The sequence below is a fragment of the Streptomyces sp. Rer75 genome (assembly GCF_013414305.1).
Classification (GTDB): Bacteria; Actinomycetota; Actinomycetes; order Streptomycetales; family Streptomycetaceae; genus Streptomyces; species Streptomyces himastatinicus.
In genome coordinates this window covers 3,176,226-3,192,702 of record NZ_CP058693.1, presented here as the reverse complement: position 1 = coordinate 3,192,702, position 16,477 = coordinate 3,176,226, and the positions used below count along the sequence as shown (strand labels likewise).

Genomic DNA, 16,477 nt, shown 5'->3' with positions numbered 1-16,477 from the left:
AGGAGAGGGGGAACGGGGACGATGGCGACGGGGGACCCACAGGACCGCATCCCGGCGTATCCGGGAGTCGAGCGCTTCGTCGAGGCGTTCGACAAGCTGGTCATCCAGCAGCGGCGCAGCCGCAGCAGGGTGCCGGTGGTGCTGCTGACGGAGGAGGGCGCCGGGCGGGCCGGCCGGAGGATCGTGGGAGGGCTGCGGTCGCGGCTGCGCGGCCGCAGCCAGGTGCTGGCGCCGCACGCGTACGTACCGGCGCTCCGGCCCGGCGCCGATCCGCCGCCGCTGGAGCTGTTCGAGCAGATCGCGCTCCAGCTCGCCGAGTCCATGCCGGTGGACACCGGGCAGCTGCGGCTGCCGGGCTACCGGCTGCTGCACTCGGTGGTCACGGCCCCGGCCATCGACGGGCCCATCGAGCACCGCCACCGCGATCTGCGCAACCACTGCTACGACGAGCACCGCCGTTGGTCGCGCACGGCCAACACGCTGTGGCGGATCGGCGGCCGGGACCACGCCAGCGGCGGCTCGGTCGTGGAGCTGCTGTGGAACTTCGTGGCCGGGCCGCTGTGCCAGACCCTGCCGCGCTGGCTGTTCGGCGCCCGGGCCAGCCGCCGGATGCTCGGCCGCGGCCGCCACCGCCGCTGGTACGCGGAGTGGGCGCGGCTCCAGCGCGGCACCCCGCCCACCGACTTCTTCCGCTCCGCGCTCGACCACGTCCCCGGCGGCGAGGGCAGCGACCCGGAGCGCCTGGACCGGGTGCTGATGCACGCGCTGCTCGCGGATCTGGACGGGGCGGTGCGCCGCCGCCGCTTCAACCCGTGGCGGATGCGCCGCACCACCCGGTTCGTGCTGCTCTTCGAGGAGGCCGGGGCGCTGGACTCGCGGGTGCAGCGCTTCCTGCGCGAACTGCGCTCCGCCGTCGAGGACCTGCGCTGTACGTCGGTGATCGCGATCGCGGCCGGGGCGCGCTCGCTGGCGTCCCGCATCCCCGACATCGAGGCGGCCGACCTGGCCCATGCGGGCGCCGAGCTGGAGCTGGTCGAGCGGCAGGGCATGCGCGCGGGCCAGCCCACCGGGATCGTGGTGCCGGTGAGCGAGGGGCCGGAGGACGACGAGCGGGCGTCGTACTGGCTCGGCCGCCGTCCCACCCTGGTCGCGCCCTCCCGCCGCTGGGGCCCGCGCACCGAGATCGCGGGCGCGGCGGTCGTCGCGCTGGTCGCGCTGGGGCTGGTGGCCGGCGGCCTCTACCGGCCGCTGTGGGGCGGGGGCGACGACAGCTGCGCGGGCCAGACCTTCCTGGGCAAGGACGGCCAGTGCGTCGGGGTGACGACGGGCAAGCAGCGGTTCGCCCAGGGCACCAACGAGCGGCAGGTCAGCGAGGTGCTGGAGCAGATCGACCGGCAGAACGGCGAGGTGGACGCCGCGATGAGCCGCCGCGAGGAGGCGTCGCCGCGCTATCGCACCGTGGTCTACATCGGCCCGTTCAGCGGCGGCGCGGGCGCCGACGACCCGGTGCGCGGCGGCACGCTGCCCGAGCTGCGCGGGATCGCGCTCGCCCAGGCCCATGTCAACGCCCTGGCGCTGACGTCGGACGACCGGGTTCCGGTGCGGGTGCTGGTGGCCAACGCGGGCCATCTCTTCGAGGACGCCCCGGCCGTCGCCGACTCCATCGTCCAACTGGCCCGGCGCGACCCGTCGATCGTCGGCGCCGTCGGCCTCGGCCAGAGCCGCGGCTCCACGTACTCCGCGATCCGCAAGCTGGACGCGGCGGGCATCCCCATGATCGGCACCTCCGGCACGGCCGACTCCCTGCTCTCCCAGGGCCCGCACTACTACCAGCTCGCGCCCGTCGACTCGCGCGCCGCCCAGGTCATGGCGGCCTTCGTCCGGGAGGCGGCGATGGTGACCCGGCCCGGCCGCGCCCCGGTGAAGGCGCGCCGGGTGATGCTGATCGCCGATCCGAAGGATCCGTACAGCTCCGGTCTCGCCCGCTCGTTCCGCACCGAATACCGGCAGGGCCCGGTCGAGACGCTGCTGCTGGGGACGGGCGGCGGCGCCACCGGACCGGCCGGGCGGTCGTACGACACGATGGAGGACTTCGCGGAGCGGGTGTGCCGGGTGGCGGGCGGGGGCGAGCCGACGGGCGTCGTATGGACGGCCCGCGGCAGCCAGTTCGTCACCTTCCTGTCCGAGTACAGCAGGATGGCCGACGGCTGCCCGACCGTCAGCGTGCTCGGCGGCGACGACGTCACCAACGCGCTGCTGCTGGGCCAGGATCCCTGGGCGATCTTCCAGGGGCTCAATCTGTACTACGTCTCGCACGGCGAGCCGTCGCGGGTCCGGGCGGAGAGCGCCCAGGCGTATCTGCGGGCGTACGACGCGCAGTACGGCCGCGAACGCGGGGTGCTGGCCCAGACCATGCGGCTCGACGGGCACTCCCCGCTGGCCTGGGACGCCCTGTGCTATCTGTCCCAGGCCATCGACGAGGCCTGGGTCGGCAGCGGGAAGCGGGACGGGCGGCTGGACCGGGCGCTGGTGCAGGCCGTGCTCTACCAGGGCCTGGGCAGCGGCGGTTTCAACGGGGCGACCGGCCGGATCGACGCCCACGGGGTGGCCGGGGGCGGGCGGCTGACCGCCGACAAGCTGGTCGCCATCCTGCACGGCGCGCCCGAGGGCGCGCCGCGGCCCGCGCTGCTGTGCGGGGCGGTGACGTCGACCGACATCCGGAAGAAGTGGGGGCCGGGGAAGCGGTACACCTGCCCGGTCCCCGTCGACTGACGCGCTATTCCGTTTCGCCTTCGTCTCCCGCTCCTTCGTCTCCCGCACCTTCGTCTCCCCGGCCCAGCAGGGAGACGAAGGTGCGGAAGAGGGCGGGCATGTCCACCGCGTCCGGGTCGTGCAGCCACTGGAACTGGAGCCCGTCCAGCACCGCGACCAGCAGCGGCGCGGCGGCCTCCGGGGTGAGCCCGCCGGGCAGCCGGTCGCCGAACTCGCCGCGCAGGGTGTCCGCCATGTCGGCGCGCACCCGCGCATAGCGGCGGCCGAACCAGTCGCGCGCGGGGTGGTCCTCGGTGACGCTCTCGCCCAGCAGCGCGGAGAAGGTCTGCACGATGCCGGGGCGCATCGCGTTGTACTCCACCAGGGAGGCGAGCAGTTCCAGCGGCCAGGTGCCGCCGCCGTCGCGCCGCGCGGCGCCGGTGTCCCACTGGTCGCGCTCGGCCAGCACGGCGATGAGCAGGGCGTCCTTGGTGGGGAAGTAGTGCAGCAGCCCTTGCTGGGTGAGCCCGGCGCGCTCGGCCACCGCGCTCAGGGTGGTGCCCCGGTAACCGCGCTCGGCGATGACGTCGAGGGCGCAGCGGACGATCTCCGCGCGCCGCTCCTGGCCGCGCCGGGTGGCGGTCGGGGAGCCGTCGTCCGTCGGCCTGTCCAGCCTGTCCATGGGAGTACCGTAGAACAGGTTTGGTAACGAAACAATAACGGTACCTACCTGAATACAGGTAAACGGGTCCACGATGGGCCCCGCCGATGGCGTGGAGAGCGTCCGGACCCGTTGAGGAGGCCGAGTCGTGGCAGATGCGATCAGTGCGGGCGTGAGCGGTGTCGTCGAAAAGGCGCTCGGCGCGCTCGATCTGGAGACCAAGGCCCGGCTGCTCGCCGGGCAGGACATGTGGTCCCTGCCCGCCGTCCCCGCCATCGGCCTGCGCTCCCTGGTGATGTCGGACGGCCCGATCGGCGTCCGGGGCGTGCGCTGGACCGCCGACGACCCCTCCATCGCCCTGCCCAGCCCCACCGCCCTCGCCGCCACCTGGGACCCGGCGCTGGCCCGCCGCGCGGGACGGCTGCTGGCCCAGGAGGCGCGCCGCAAGGGGGTGCACGTGCTGCTCGCCCCGACCGTCAATCTGCACCGATCGCCGCTGGGCGGCCGCCACTTCGAGGCGTACAGCGAGGATCCGTATCTCACCGGCGCGATCGGCACCGGCTATGTGCGCGGCGTCCAGGACGGCGGGGTGGGCACCACCGTCAAGCACTTCGTCGCCAACGACGCGGAGACCGAGCGCTTCACCGTCGACAACCGGGTGGGCGCGCGGGCGCTGCGCGAGCTGTATCTCGCGCCCTTCGAAGCCATCGTCAAAGACGCCCGCCCGTGGGGTGTCATGGCCGCCTACAACGGGGTCAACGGCGCCACGATGACCGAGCACCGCGCCCTCCAGCGGGGCGTGCTGCGCGGCGAGTGGGGGTTCGACGGCTTCATCGTCTCCGACTGGACGGCCGCCCGTGACACCGCCGGGGCGCTGGCGGGCGGGCTCGACGTCGCCATGCCCGGCCCGCAGACCGTCTACGGCGAGGCGCTGGCCGCCGCCGTGCGCGACGGCCTGGTGGCCGAGTCGGACGTCGACGACGCGGTGCGGCGAGTGCTGACCCTGGCCGCCCGGGTCGGCGCGCTGGACGGTGCGGAGCCCGCCGTCGCCCCCGCCGACCGGCCCGGGCCGATCGACGGCGACGCGCTCGCCCGCGAGATCGCCCGGCGGTCCTTCGTGCTGCTGCGCAACGAGACGGAGGCGTTGCCGCTCAGCCCCGGCGGGCCCTCCGGCATCCGGTCCCTGGCGCTCATCGGCGCCGCCGCGCGCGACGCCCGGGTGCTCGGCGGCGGCTCGGCGCTGGTCTTCCCCGACCATGTGGTCTCCCCGCTGGACGGGCTGCGCGCCGCGCTGCCCGCCGACGTCCGGCTGACCTACGCCGTGGGGGCCGACCCCACCGACGAACTCGCCCCCGCCGGGCAGGGCTTCGCGCTGAGCGCCGTCGTCCGGGCCGAGGACGGGCGGGTGCTGGGCGAGTCCCGGCTGCCCAGCGGCCAGGTGCAGTGGCTCGGCGACTTCCCCGAGGGGGTCGCGTACGAGGAGCTGCACACCGTCGAGGTCACCGGCACCTTCACCCCGCGCGAGAGCGGGGCGCACTCCTTCGGCACCCGGGGCCTGGGTGGCTTCCGGCTCGTCGTCGGCGGTGAGGTGCTCTTCGACGGGCACCAGGCGATGGACGAGACCGACGACCCGTTCGAGGCGTTCTTCGGCTCGCCCGTGCCGCGCGGGCAGGCGGAGCTGACCGCGGGCGAACCGGTCGAGGTCAGCCTCACCAGCACGGTCGCCAAGACGGCGGAGGCGAACTGGCAGGCCGTCTGCTTCAGCCTGGTGCACCGTGCCCCGGAGCGCGATCCGGAGGACCTGATCGAGGAGGCCGTCGCCGCGGCCACCGCCGCCGACACCGCCGTGGTCGTGGTCGCGACCACGGAGAGCGTCGAGAGCGAGGGCTTCGACCGTACGAACCTCCGGCTGCCGGGCCGCCAGGACGAACTGGTGCGCCGCGTCGCCGCCACCGGCACCCCGACCGTCGTGGTCGTCAACGCGGGCTCACCCGTGGAGATGCCGTGGCGTGAGGACGTCGCCGCGGTCCTCCTCAGCTGGTTCCCGGGCCAGGAAGCGGGCGCCGCCCTCGCGGACGTCCTCCTCGGCGTCGAGGAGCCGGGCGGCCGCCTCCCGACGACCTGGCCGGTCCGGCTGGCGGACGCGCCGGTGAGCCAGGTGGCCCCCAGCGAGGGTCAACTCTCCTACGACGAGGGCGTCTTCATCGGCTACCGGGCGTGGGAGCGGCAGGAGGGGGCCGCTCCGGCGTACTGGTTCGGGCACGGGCTCGGGTACACCGACTGGGCGTACGAGGCGGTGGACTTCACCCCCGCGGGCGATCCCACGGGGGACTCCGCGGACGACTCGGCGGGCGGGCTGGGCACGATCACGGTCCGGGTGCGGAACGTGGGCCCCCGGCCCGGCCGGGAGGTGGTCCAGCTCTATCTGGCCCCGCAGGCCGACGATTCCGTACTCGCCGCGGGGGACCGCCCCGCCCGGTGCCTGGCGGGCTTCGCGGCGGCGGAGGCGGGCCCGGGGGAGACGGCGGAGGTGGCGATCCCGGTGCGGCGCCGCGCGGCGGAGATCTGGGATGAGGAGGCGGACGCCTGGCGCCTGGTCCCCGGCGCGTACACGGCGGAGGCGGGCCGCAGCGTGGCTGACCTCCGCCTCACGGCACCGGTGGTGGTGTCCTGAGACGTCAGGGGCTGGTGATGCGGCGGTAGGCCATCGCAGCCAGCCGCTGCTGCCCCGCCTTGCTGGGGTGGAACCAGTCCCACTTGCTCAACTCGCGCTCCGTGAAGCGGTATTTGTGCACCGCGTCGTCGTAGCGGCACAGCGGGTCCTTCCCGCACACGTCCTTCAGCACCTGGTTGTAGTCGTCCACCTGCTCGTCCACCCGCTGCCGCCGCTCCGTCGACGCCGCGTCCATCGCGTCGGAGTCCTTCAGCATCGACGGGCAGATGCCCAGCTTCCAGATCTGCCGCCCCAGCACGTTCTTCCGCCCCTGCGACCACAGCCGCTTCAGATCCGGGACGCTCGCGACGTACACCTGCGTCTTCGGCACCTCGCGGCGCAGCCGGGTGAGGGCCGAGGTGAAGGTGGAGCGGAACTCGTCGGTGGGGGTCATGTCGTCGACCGAGTCCCGGCAGGCGTCATTGGAGCCGATCATCACGGTCACCAGCTGCGGCTTGCGCGTCGCGGCCGCCTCCATCTGGCCGGGCAGATCGGCCATCACCGCGCCGGTCTTGGCGTAGTTCCAGCTGCGCGCGCCCGAGCGCAGTCGCTGGGCCAGGCTGTCCACATCGGTGCCGGTGGACCAGGAGACCCGGGGGCAGTCGGAGAGCACCGAGCAGGCGTCGAAGCCGCGGGTGATGGAGTCGCCCAGGGAGGCGATGGAGCTGGGGCGGGTGTTCCACGCGGGCCCCTCGGCCTGCTTGCCGCCCCGGCTCGGCCCGCTCCGCGAGGGGTCGTCGGAGCTGCCGAAACAGCCCGCCGAACTCATGACCGCGGCCGTCGTGAGCAGGACGACACCGGTGCGCATCGACGCGGTGGTGCGCTGCTTCCGGCGTGGTGCGCTGGCCCGCATGGCTGTTCCCCCTCCGACTGTTGAGTGATATCTATCCGGGACCGACGGTACGTCACTCCTGTGGCCGGTCCGCGCGGTACGTTTTTCTTGTGGCAGTTGGGCAGCAGCCCAGCATCGGGAAGAGCATTGCGATACCGTCACATTACGTTGCGTCACATCCTGTCCCTTTTCTAGAGAATTCTGCCCGATAAATTTCACCGCAGGTAACCTCGGGACTGGTGCGAGGGTGATCATTAGGGCAGAATGACGTGTGCTGTCCCGGGCGTGACCGGTACGGGCACGAGGCCGCTGGGGAAGGCGCACCTCGAACCGCACAGGAGGCCCCGGTGACGACACGTGGAGTTCTGTATGTGCACTCCGCTCCGCGCGCGCTGTGCCCGCACGTCGAATGGGCCATCGCGGGCGTACTCGGTGTGCGCGTCACCCTCGACTGGATCAAACAGCCCGCCGCCAACGGCGCATGGCGCGCCGAGTTCTCCTGGCAGGGCGAGGTCGGCACGGCCTCCAAGCTGGCCTCCGCGCTGCGCGGCTGGCATCTGCTGCGCTTCGAGGTGACCGCCGAGCCCTGCGCCACCGCCGAGGGCGAGCGCTACAGCTCCACCCCCGAACTGGGCATCTTCCATGCCGTCACCGGCATGCACGGCGACATCCTGATCCCCGAGGACCGGCTGCGCGCCGCGCTGGCCCGCTCCGCCCGGGGCGAGGGCGATCTCCAGGCGGAGATCGCCAAGTTGCTCGGCAAGCCGTGGGACGACGAGCTGGAGCCGTTCCGCTACGCGGGTGAGGGTGCCCCCGTCCGCTGGCTGCACCAGGTCGTCTGACCGCCACGACACGACCTAGCGTGACGGCATGACCGAACAACTCCCGGCAGCAACCTCCGTCGCGGTCCTCGGCACCGGCATCATGGGCTCCGGCATGGCGCGCAATCTCGCCCGCGCCGGGCTCGACGTCCGGGCGTGGAACCGCACCCGCGCCAAGGCCGAACCGCTCAGCCCCGATGGCGTACGCGTCACCGACACCCCCGCACAGGCCGTGGACGGCGCCGACGTCGTCCTGACGATCCTGCACGACGGCCCGGCCGCCCTGGAGACGATGCGCCAGGCCGCCCCGGCACTGCGCCCCGGCACGGTGTGGGCCCAGGCCACCACCGCGGGCCTCGACGGGCTCGACACGCTCGCCGCGTTCGCCCGCGAGCGTGACCTGATCCTCCTCGACTCACCCGTCCTCGGCACCAAGCAGCCCGCCGAGAGCGGACAGCTCCTGGTCCTCGCCGCCGGTCCGTCCTCCGCCCGCACCGCCGTGCGGCCGGTCTTCGACGCGATCGGTAGCCGTACGGTCTGGGTCGGCGCATCCGGGGAGGAGGGCGCGGCCACCCGGCTCAAGCTCGTCGTCAACAGCTGGATCCTCGCCATCACCCACGGCACCGCCGAAGCGCTCGCCCTCGCCAAGGGGCTCGGCGTGGAGCCGCAGGGCTTCTTCGACGCCATCGCCGGCGGACCGCTGGACAACGGCTATCTGCACGCCAAGGCGGGCCAGTTGCTGAGCGGCAACCTCGAACCCAGCTTCGCGGCCAAGACCGCCGAGAAGGACGCCCGGCTGATCGTCGAGGCGGGGGAGCGGTCCGGCGTACGGCTGGACCTGGCGGCCGCGGGCGCGGAGCGGTTCCGGCGGGCCGTCGGGCAGGGCCACGGCGACGAGGACATGATCGCCTCGTACTTCGCCAGCTTCGACGGCGCGGACGGTGCGGACGGTGCGGACGGCACCGAAGGCACCCACGGCACCTAACCGACCCAGGGCTGATACACCGAAGGGCGTGCCCCCGGCCGGGGGCACGCCCTTCACTCGTTCGGCTGCCTCACACGGTGCGGAAAGCCAGCACCACGTTGTGGCCGCCGAAGCCGAACGAGTCGTTCAGCGCCACGATCGGGCCCTCGCCCGGCAGCGGCCGCGCCTCGCCGCGCACGACGTCCGCGTCCACCTCCGGGTCCAGCTCGTCGAGGTTGATCGTCGGCGGGGCGAGCCGGTGGTGCAGCGCGAGCACGCTGGCCACCGTCTCCACACCGCCGGTGCCGCCCAGCAGGTGTCCCGTCATGGACTTGGTGGCGGAGATCGCCATGTGGTCCACATCGTCGCCGAAGATCTTGCGCAGCGCCTTGATCTCGGCCACGTCGCCCTGCGGCGTCGAGGTCGCGTGCGCGTTGATGTGCGCGACCTCGGCGGGCTTCAGGTCGCTGCTCTCCAGCAGGTTCTGGAGCGCGTGCGCGATGCCGTTGCCGGACGGCTCCGGCTGGGTGATGTGGTGGGAGTCGGCCGAGATGCCCTGGCCGACGGCCTCCGCGTACACCCGGGCGCCGCGCGCGGCGGCGTGCTCCGCCGACTCCAGGACGATCACGCCCGAGCCCTCGCCCATCACGAAGCCGTTGCGGCTGACGTCGAAGGGACGCGAGGCGCCCTGCGGGTCGTCGTTGTTCTTGGACATCGCCATCATGTTGCCGAAGGCGACGATGGGCAGCGGGTGGATGGACGCCTCGGTGCCGCCCGCGACGACCACATCGGCACGGCCGCTGCGGATCATCTCGATGGCGTAGCCGATGGCCTCGGCGCCGGACGCGCACGCGCTGACCGGGGTGTGGACACCGGCCCGGGCGCCGACCTCCAGGCCGACGTTGGCCGCCGGGCCGTTGGGCATCAGCATCGGCACGGTGTGCGGGGAGACCTTGCGGACGCCCTTCTCGCGCAGCACGTCGTACTGGTCGAGCAGGGTGGTCACGCCGCCGATACCGGAGGCCACGACCGCGCCCAGCCGGTCCGGGTCGACCGACGGGTCCTCGCCGGCCTTGCCGGTGAAGCCCGCGTCGGCCCATGCCTCACGGGCCGCGATCAGCGCGAACTGCGCCGACCGGTCGAGCTTGCGCGCCTGCGGGCGCGGCAGGATGGTGCCCGGGTCCACCGCGATGCTCGCGGCGATCCGGACGGGCAGCTCGGCCGCCCAGTCCTGCTCCAGGTGGCTGATGCCGGAGCGACCGGCGATCAGTCCTTCCCAGGTCGATGAGGCGTCGCCACCCAGCGGCGTCGTGGCACCAACACCGGTGACGACCACGGTGTGATTGGTCGAGTTCACAGGAATTCTTCACTCCTACGTAGCAGGTGCTGGACCTCTGCCACCGCGTGGGTGGCGACAGACGCTCGGCTCAGCCCTGGTGCTTCAGGATGTAGTCGACGGCGTCGCCGACGGTCTTCAGGTTCTTGACGTCGTCGTCCGGGATCTTCACGTCGAAGCGCTCTTCGGCGGCGACGACGACCTCGACCATGGACAGCGAGTCGACGTCCAGGTCGTCGGTGAAGGACTTGTCCAGCGCGACGTCCTCGGCCGGGATACCGGCGATCTCGTTGACGATCTCGGCGAGACCTTCGAGGATCTGCTCCTGCGTGGCGGCCATTGCGGCGCTCCTTCTTCGGTGTGTTGCGGTGGGTGAGCAGCGCCCGACTCGTCCGGGGCTGCGTGGTTCTGGGCTAGAGAGCCTATGGGAGGGTAACGACCGTCGCTGCGTAGACGAGACCCGCCCCGAAGCCGATGACGAGCGCGGTGTCGCCGCTCTTCGCCTGCCCCGTCGCCAACAGCCGCTCCATGGCGAGCGGAATGGAGGCGGCGGAGGTGTTGCCGGTGGTCTCCACGTCACGGGCGACCGTGACGTGCTCCGGCAGCTTGAGGGTTTTGATCATCGAGTCGATGATCCGCATGTTGGCCTGGTGGGGGATGAACGCGTCCAGCTCGTCCGCGCTGATGCCCGCCTCGTCCAGGGCCTGCTGGGCGACCTTCGCCATCTCGTACACCGCCCAGCGGAAGACCGCCTGGCCCTCCTGGGTGATGGCGGGGAACTTGACGTTGCCCTCGCTGTCGAGCGGCAGCTTGGTCACGTCGCCGATGCGGAAGCCGTTCCACGGCACCGTCTGCGTGATGGTCTCGGACTTGTCGCCCTCCGAGCCCCAGACGGTCGGGCCGATCGCGGGCTCCTTGGACGGGCCGACGACCACGGCGCCCGCGCCGTCGCCGAACAGGAAGGCCGTCGCCCGGTCCTCCAGGTCGGTCAGGTCCGAGAGCCGCTCGACGCCGATGACCAGCACGTGCTCCGCCGAGCCATCGGTGACCATGCCCTTGGCGAGGGTCAGCCCGTAGCCGAAGCCCGCGCAGCCCGCGGAGATGTCGAACGCGGCGGGCTTGCCCGTGCCGAGCAGATGGGCGATCTCCGTGGCGACCGCCGGGGTCTGCTTGAAGTGCGAGACGGTCGAGATGACCACGGCGTCGATCTGCTCGGGCGTCAGCCCCGCGTCGGCGATGGCCTTCCCACCCGCCTCGACGGACATCTGGGCGACCGTCTCGTCCGGACCGGCCCAGTGGCGGGTGGCGATGCCCGAACGGCTGCGGATCCACTCGTCCGAGGAGTCGATGTGCTTGAGGATCTCCTCGTTCGGCACCACCCGGGTGGGGCGGTAGCCGCCGACGCCGAGAATGCGCGCGTACGGGGCGCCCTTGCTGGGCCTGATCTTCGCGGTCATGCTCTCGGAACTCCTATTCGGCTATACGGCCGGGGTGTCGGCGGCGGGTACGGCGTGCTCGGCGATCAGCGCGCGTGCCGCGTCGAGGTCGTCCGGAGTCTTGAGCGCCAGGGTCGCCACGCCCGGCAGGGCCCGCTTGGCGATACCGGTGAGCGTCCCGCCCGGAGCCACCTCGATCATCGCGGTGACGCCCAGCTTCTGGAACGTCTCCATGCACAGGTCCCAGCGGACCGGGTTGGACACCTGGGCGACCATGCGCTGGATCACCTCGGCGCCGGACGCCACGACCCCGCCGTCCCGGTTGGACACGTACGCGGTGCCCGGGTCGGCGATCGGCACGCCCGCGACCAGGTCCTCCAGCGTGGCCACCGCCGGGGCCATGTGGTCGGTGTGGAACGCGCCGGCCACCTTCAGGGGAACGACGCGGCGCACGCCCTCCGGCTTGTCCTCGGCCAGCGCCGCCAACTGCTCGGCGGTGCCCGCGGCGACGATCTGCCCGGCGCCGTTGACGTTGGCCGGGGTCAGCCCGAGCTTGTCGAGGTGAGCGACGACGGTCTCCTGCTCACCACCCAGTATGGCGGCCATGCCGGTCTCGGCGCGGCCCGCGGCCTCGGCCATGGCCAGACCGCGGCGGCGCACCAGGACCATGGCCGCCTCGTCGTTGAGTACACCGGTGGCCGCGGCGGCGGTGATCTCGCCCACGCTGTGGCCCGCGGCGGCGCCGACCACGTCCTGGACGCGGTGCGGGCCGTCGGCGAACAGCGCCTGGGCGGAGACGAGTCCGGCGGCCACCAGCAGCGGTTGGGCCACCGCGGTGTCGCGGATCGCCTCCTCATCGGCCTCGGTCCCGTAGTGGACCAGATCCAGGCCGGAGACGGCCGACCACCACCGCAGACGTTCGGTGACGCCGGGGAGGTCGAGCCAGGGGGTCAGGAAGCCGGGCTTTTGGGCGCCCTGGCCGGGAGCGACGAGTACGAGCACTCTCACACTCTCTCTTGTGGGTGGTCCCGCCCGCCCGTGAGGACAAGGACGAAGAACGGTCAAGGGAATTGTCGGGGTCCAACAAACAGCTACGGAAAGATGTCCCCGTCGGCAAGACGTCCGAGGATCAGGGCTATCCGTAGTGTGAACGCCGACCGCACGTCAGAAGGTGACCATCCGGTGACGTCGGTCACACGTCGTAGCCGGTAGCGCACGGTGTTGGGATGAACAAAAAGCATCCGGGCGGCGCCTTCGAGACTGCTCGCCTGCTCCAGGTACACACTCAGCGTTTCCAGCAGCGCCGAGCCCGCTTCCTCCAGCGGTCTGTAGATCTCCTCCACCAGCTGGGCACGGGCGGCCGGGTCCCCGGCCATCGCACGTTCCGGAAGAAGATCGTCCGCCAGCACCGGACGCGGGGCATCCGGCCAGGCCGTGCACGCCTTGAGACCGGCCGCGGCGGCCGCCGCCGAGCGGGTGGCCGCCAGCAGGTCCGACACCACGGGACCGGCTACCACCGGCCCCGAGGCGAACGGCCCGATCAGCGCCTTCGCCGCCTGGAGCGGATTGTCCGAACCGCCCGCCACCACCACCAGCCGGTTGCCGAGCACCCCGGTGAGCACCTGGAGCTTGGCGTGGCGGGAGGCCCGCCGGATCGCCTCCACGGTCAGCTCGCTGTCCCCGTCGGGCGCCGTGCCCAGCACCACGCACACGTGCTCGGGGGAGCTCCAGCCGAGCGCCGCCGCCCGGGACAGCGCGCCCTCGTCGGCCTCCCCGGACAGCACCGCGTTCACCACCAGCGACTCCAGCCGGGCGTCCCAGGCGCCCCGCGCCTCGGCGGCCTGCGCGTACACCTGGGCGGTGGCGAAGGCGATCTCCCGCGCGTACACCAGCAGCGCCTCGCGCAGCACCGCCTCGTCGCCCGGCGCGGCCACCTCGTCGATGGCCGACTCCATGACCTCGATGGTCGTACGGACCATCTCCACGGTCTGCCGCAGTGTGATCGCCCGGGTCAGCTCGCGCGGCGCCGTGCCGAACACATCGGTGCTGATCGCCTGGGGTGCCTCCGGGTGCCGGAACCACTCCGTGAAGGCCGCGATGCCCGCCTGCGCCACCAGACCGATCCACGAGCGGTTCTCCGGTGGCATCGCCCGGTACCACGGCAGCTGCTCGTCCATGCGCGCGATGGCGGCGGCGGCGAGCTTCCCGGACGACTTCTCCAGGCGTCGCAGGGTGGCACTGTGCGGATGCGGGGTGTTCGCGGCTGGTTCAGGCACGAGGACAAGACTGCCTTATCGGAGGGTGAACGCTGGGGGCGGGAGGCTACGCGCAGGTAGGGACGGGGGCGGGGACGGGCCGGTCCGGGGGCGCACTACCGTGGACCGGGTGATGTGGGTACAGCGGTCCGGTGCACGGTATCGGGGCGGGGACGGAGCGGGCGTCGAGACGCGCCACGCCTTTTCCTTCTCTGGACACTACGATCCGGACAACGTGCGGTTCGGGCTTCTCGTCGCCTGCAACGAGGAGCGCCTCGCCCCCGGCGCCGGCTTCGCGGAACACCCCCACCGCGACCTGGAGATCGTGACCTGGGTCGTCGATGGCGAACTCACCCACGAGGACTCCACCGGCCACCGGACCGTGGTCCGCCCCGGCGACGTCCAGCGGCTCAGCGCGGGTGGCGGCGTGCGCCACTCCGAGCGCAACGAGTCCGATGCGCCGCTGACCTTCGTCCAGATGTGGCTGGCCTCGGGCGCGGTCGGCGCCGAGCCGGAGTACGAGGTCGTCCGCGGCATCGCCGACGGCACCCCGTACGCCCTGGCCCGCGCCGAAGCGGTGCTCCACCTGCGACGGCTCACCGACGGCGAGCGCACCGCACTGCCGGACGCGCCGTGGGTGTACGCACACGTGGTGCGCGGTGAGGTGCGCGTGGGCGACGAAACCCTCGCGGCGGGCGACGCGGCCCGCGCCACGGACACCCGGGACCTGGAGGCGCGCGCGGTGGGGGCGGCGGAGCTGCTGGTGTGGGAGATGCGCGCGGAGCCGGTGTACGGCTAGCGCGGTAGGGCCGCCGGGTGCGCCCGGCACGGGCATGCCGGGCGCACCCGTAGCGTCCGCAGGGTTCAGCGGCCCAGCCAGCCCCCGTCGACCGGCAGCACGGTGCCCGAGACGTAGTCCGACGCCGGGCCGGCGAGGAACACCGTCGCCCCGGCGATGTCCTCGGGCCGCCCCCACCGGCCGGCCGGGATGCGCTCCAGGATCGCGCGCGAGCGCTCGCTGTCGTCGCGGAGCGCCTGGGTGTTGTCGGTGGCGATGTAGCCGGGGGCGATGGCGTTGACGCCGATCCCGTGCGGCGCCCATTCGTTGGCGAGCGCCTTGGTCAGCCCGGCGATGCCGGACTTCGCCGCCGCGTAGCCGGGGACGGTGATGCCGCCCTGGAAGCTCAGCAGGGACGCCGTGAAAATGATCTTTCCTCGGACGCCCTTCGCCAGCATGGCCCTCCCCACCTCGCGCGTCAGCACGAACTGGGCGTTCAGGTCGACCTCGATGACGTGGTCCCACAGCTCGTCCGGGTGCTCGGCGGCCGGGGTCCGCCGGATCGTCCCCGCGTTGTTCACCAGGATGTCCACGGGCCGCTCCAGGGCGGCGAGTTCCGCGCCGAGCGCGCGTACGGCCGCACGGTCGGCGAAGTCGACCCGGCGCGCGGTGAACGTGCGCCCGTGGGAACGGACGGCCGCCTCCACTGCGCTGCCCTCGGGTTCGAGCGTGGCGCTCACCCCGATCACGTCCGCCCCCGCCGCGGCGAGCGCCTCCGCCATCGCCTTGCCGATGCCGCGCTTGGCGCCGGTCACCACGGCGAGCTTGCCGGTCAGGTCGAAGGGGTTCCCGGTCATCACGCCACCTCCTGGCAGTCGACGAGGACCTTCATGGCCCTGCCCGCGGACAGCTGGTCGAACGCGTCCGCCACGCGCGCCAGCGGCACCGTGCCGGTGATGAGCCGGTCGGCCGGTACGACCCCGTCGGCCAGCATCGTCACGGCCGTCTCGAAGTCCCGCCGCTCGTAGACGCGCGCGCCCAGCACGGTCAGCTCGCGCCAGAAGACCTGCTTCAGGTCCACCGGCCGCGGCTGGGGGTGGATCGCGACGATGACCAGGCGGCCGCGCACCCGCGCGAGCGAGGTGGCGCCGAGCACGGCGGCTGCGGCCCCGGAGACCTCGAACACCACGTCCGCCCCCGCCCCCGCGGTCCACTCCGTGACCCGGGCGACGAGGTCGTCGGCGCCCGGGTCGAGCACGTCGAACCCGAGCCCGGCGACCATGGCCCGGCGCTCGGGGTCCACCTCCGCCACGACGACCTCGGCCCCGGCGTGCCGCGCCGCGACCGCGATCAGGACGCCGATGGGGCCGCCCCCGACGACCACGGCCTTCTCGCCCGGCCGGACGTCCGCGCGCCGCACGTCGTGGACGGACACGGCCACGGGCTCCACGAGCGCCGCCCGGTCGAGGGGGAGGGAGCCGGGCAGCCGGACCAGCACCTCCTGGGGGACGTTCCACCGGTTCTGGAGCGATCCCGGGGAGTCGATGCCGATGAAGTCCAGGTTCTGGCAGATGTGCTGGTGGCCCGCCGCGCAGGCCGGGCACGCGCCGCACCAGGCGAGCGGCATGACGGTGACCGGGTCGCCCACCGCCCAGCCCGTCACGCCCTCGCCGACGGCGGCGATCCGGCCGGACATCTCGTGGCCGATCACGGCCGGGAGCGTGACCCGTGCGTCCATGGCGCCGTGCAGGAGGTGCAGGTCCGTGCCGCAGATCCCGGTGTAGGCCACGTCCAGCTGGACCTGGCCGGGCGGTGGCGGGGCCACCGGGACCTCGGCGACGGCGATGGTGTGGTTGCCGACGTACCGTGCTGCGTGCATCCGTTGCGAGCCCTTCGATCGTGTCGTGTTCGCGTGGAGGTGGTCGTGCGC

14 protein-coding genes are annotated in these 16,477 nt (G+C 72.9%); 5 read left to right on the top strand and 9 right to left on the bottom strand.

Annotation, left to right across the window (positions count from 1 at the left end; all coding sequences use genetic code 11):
• Positions 1 to 21: 21 nt before the first annotated feature.
• Positions 22 to 2,772: an ABC transporter substrate-binding protein gene (locus tag HYQ63_RS13520; RefSeq protein WP_257231825.1), complete on the top strand. Its 2,751-nt coding sequence runs from the start codon at positions 22 to 24 to the stop codon at positions 2,770 to 2,772.
• Between the two features lie 4 nt (positions 2,773 to 2,776).
• Here HYQ63_RS13520 and HYQ63_RS13515 read toward each other — a convergent pair whose 3' ends face one another.
• The gene (locus HYQ63_RS13515) at positions 2,777 to 3,433 is read right to left on the bottom strand and encodes a TetR/AcrR family transcriptional regulator (RefSeq protein ID WP_179934047.1); all 657 of its coding nucleotides are present in this window, start codon (positions 3,431 to 3,433) and stop codon (positions 2,777 to 2,779) included.
• A gap of 127 nt (positions 3,434 to 3,560) precedes the next feature.
• Between HYQ63_RS13515 and HYQ63_RS13510 the strand changes: the two genes are divergently transcribed.
• The gene (locus HYQ63_RS13510) at positions 3,561 to 6,086 is read left to right on the top strand and encodes a glycoside hydrolase family 3 C-terminal domain-containing protein (protein WP_179934046.1); all 2,526 of its coding nucleotides are present in this window, start codon (positions 3,561 to 3,563) and stop codon (positions 6,084 to 6,086) included.
• A gap of 4 nt (positions 6,087 to 6,090) precedes the next feature.
• Here the strand turns inward: HYQ63_RS13510 and HYQ63_RS13505 are convergent, their stop codons facing one another.
• The gene (locus HYQ63_RS13505; RefSeq protein WP_179934045.1) at positions 6,091 to 6,978 is read right to left on the bottom strand and encodes an SGNH/GDSL hydrolase family protein; all 888 of its coding nucleotides are present in this window, start codon (positions 6,976 to 6,978) and stop codon (positions 6,091 to 6,093) included.
• Positions 6,979 to 7,304: 326 nt separating this feature from the next.
• On the opposite strand from HYQ63_RS13505, the gene HYQ63_RS13500 reads away from it, so the two are divergent.
• Positions 7,305 to 7,799, top strand: a complete 495-nt coding sequence (locus HYQ63_RS13500) for a DUF3145 domain-containing protein (protein ID WP_009718244.1) — start codon at positions 7,305 to 7,307, stop codon at positions 7,797 to 7,799.
• 28 nt (positions 7,800 to 7,827) lie between these two features.
• Entirely contained in the window at positions 7,828 to 8,763 is a 936-nt protein-coding gene (locus tag HYQ63_RS13495) for an NAD(P)-dependent oxidoreductase (RefSeq protein WP_179934044.1), read from the top strand.
• A gap of 70 nt (positions 8,764 to 8,833) precedes the next feature.
• Here HYQ63_RS13495 and fabF read toward each other — a convergent pair whose 3' ends face one another.
• From fabF to HYQ63_RS13470, 5 genes are all read right to left on the bottom strand, one after another.
• Complete coding sequence (fabF, locus tag HYQ63_RS13490) at positions 8,834 to 10,099, bottom strand: beta-ketoacyl-ACP synthase II (protein ID WP_179934043.1); 1,266 nt, start codon at positions 10,097 to 10,099, stop codon at positions 8,834 to 8,836.
• 70 nt (positions 10,100 to 10,169) lie between these two features.
• A complete protein-coding gene (locus HYQ63_RS13485) occupies positions 10,170 to 10,418 on the bottom strand; it encodes an acyl carrier protein (RefSeq protein WP_009718247.1) in 249 nt (82 codons plus the stop codon).
• Positions 10,419 to 10,500: 82 nt separating this feature from the next.
• The gene (locus HYQ63_RS13480) at positions 10,501 to 11,535 is read right to left on the bottom strand and encodes a ketoacyl-ACP synthase III (RefSeq protein WP_179934042.1); all 1,035 of its coding nucleotides are present in this window, start codon (positions 11,533 to 11,535) and stop codon (positions 10,501 to 10,503) included.
• A gap of 21 nt (positions 11,536 to 11,556) precedes the next feature.
• The gene (locus HYQ63_RS13475) at positions 11,557 to 12,516 is read right to left on the bottom strand and encodes an ACP S-malonyltransferase (RefSeq protein ID WP_179934041.1); all 960 of its coding nucleotides are present in this window, start codon (positions 12,514 to 12,516) and stop codon (positions 11,557 to 11,559) included.
• A gap of 89 nt (positions 12,517 to 12,605) precedes the next feature.
• Positions 12,606 to 13,790: a CdaR family transcriptional regulator gene (locus tag HYQ63_RS13470; protein ID WP_179934040.1), complete on the bottom strand. Its 1,185-nt coding sequence runs from the start codon at positions 13,788 to 13,790 to the stop codon at positions 12,606 to 12,608.
• A 112-nt stretch (positions 13,791 to 13,902) separates the two neighbouring features.
• On the opposite strand from HYQ63_RS13470, the gene HYQ63_RS13465 reads away from it, so the two are divergent.
• Entirely contained in the window at positions 13,903 to 14,568 is a 666-nt protein-coding gene (locus tag HYQ63_RS13465) for a pirin family protein (RefSeq protein ID WP_179940059.1), read from the top strand.
• Positions 14,569 to 14,633: 65 nt separating this feature from the next.
• Here the strand turns inward: HYQ63_RS13465 and HYQ63_RS13460 are convergent, their stop codons facing one another.
• Both HYQ63_RS13460 and HYQ63_RS13455 read right to left on the bottom strand, forming a co-directional pair.
• The gene (locus HYQ63_RS13460; RefSeq protein ID WP_179934039.1) at positions 14,634 to 15,404 is read right to left on the bottom strand and encodes an SDR family oxidoreductase; all 771 of its coding nucleotides are present in this window, start codon (positions 15,402 to 15,404) and stop codon (positions 14,634 to 14,636) included.
• On the bottom strand, positions 15,404 to 16,426 hold the full coding sequence (locus HYQ63_RS13455; RefSeq protein WP_179934038.1) for a zinc-binding dehydrogenase: 1,023 nt from the start codon (positions 16,424 to 16,426) through the stop codon (positions 15,404 to 15,406). The genes HYQ63_RS13460 and HYQ63_RS13455 overlap by 1 nt, the downstream gene beginning before the upstream one ends.
• Positions 16,427 to 16,477 lie beyond the last annotated feature (51 nt).

Excerpts from the sequence above, each read along its gene's own strand:
- HYQ63_RS13495 (WP_179934044.1), top strand. The coding sequence starts at position 7,828 with ATGACCGAACAACTCCCGGCAGCAACCTCCGTCGCGGTCCTCGGCACC.
- HYQ63_RS13515 (WP_179934047.1), bottom strand. The coding sequence starts at position 3,433 with ATGGACAGGCTGGACAGGCCGACGGACGACGGCTCCCCGACCGCCACC.
- HYQ63_RS13485 (WP_009718247.1), bottom strand. The coding sequence starts at position 10,418 with ATGGCCGCCACGCAGGAGCAGATCCTCGAAGGTCTCGCCGAGATCGTC.
- HYQ63_RS13480 (WP_179934042.1), bottom strand. The coding sequence starts at position 11,535 with ATGACCGCGAAGATCAGGCCCAGCAAGGGCGCCCCGTACGCGCGCATT.
- HYQ63_RS13505 (WP_179934045.1), bottom strand. The coding sequence starts at position 6,978 with ATGCGGGCCAGCGCACCACGCCGGAAGCAGCGCACCACCGCGTCGATG.
- HYQ63_RS13460 (WP_179934039.1), bottom strand. The coding sequence starts at position 15,404 with ATGACCGGGAACCCCTTCGACCTGACCGGCAAGCTCGCCGTGGTGACC.
- HYQ63_RS13520 (WP_257231825.1), top strand. The coding sequence starts at position 22 with ATGGCGACGGGGGACCCACAGGACCGCATCCCGGCGTATCCGGGAGTC.
- HYQ63_RS13465 (WP_179940059.1), top strand. The coding sequence starts at position 13,903 with ATGTGGGTACAGCGGTCCGGTGCACGGTATCGGGGCGGGGACGGAGCG.
- HYQ63_RS13455 (WP_179934038.1), bottom strand. The coding sequence starts at position 16,426 with ATGCACGCAGCACGGTACGTCGGCAACCACACCATCGCCGTCGCCGAG.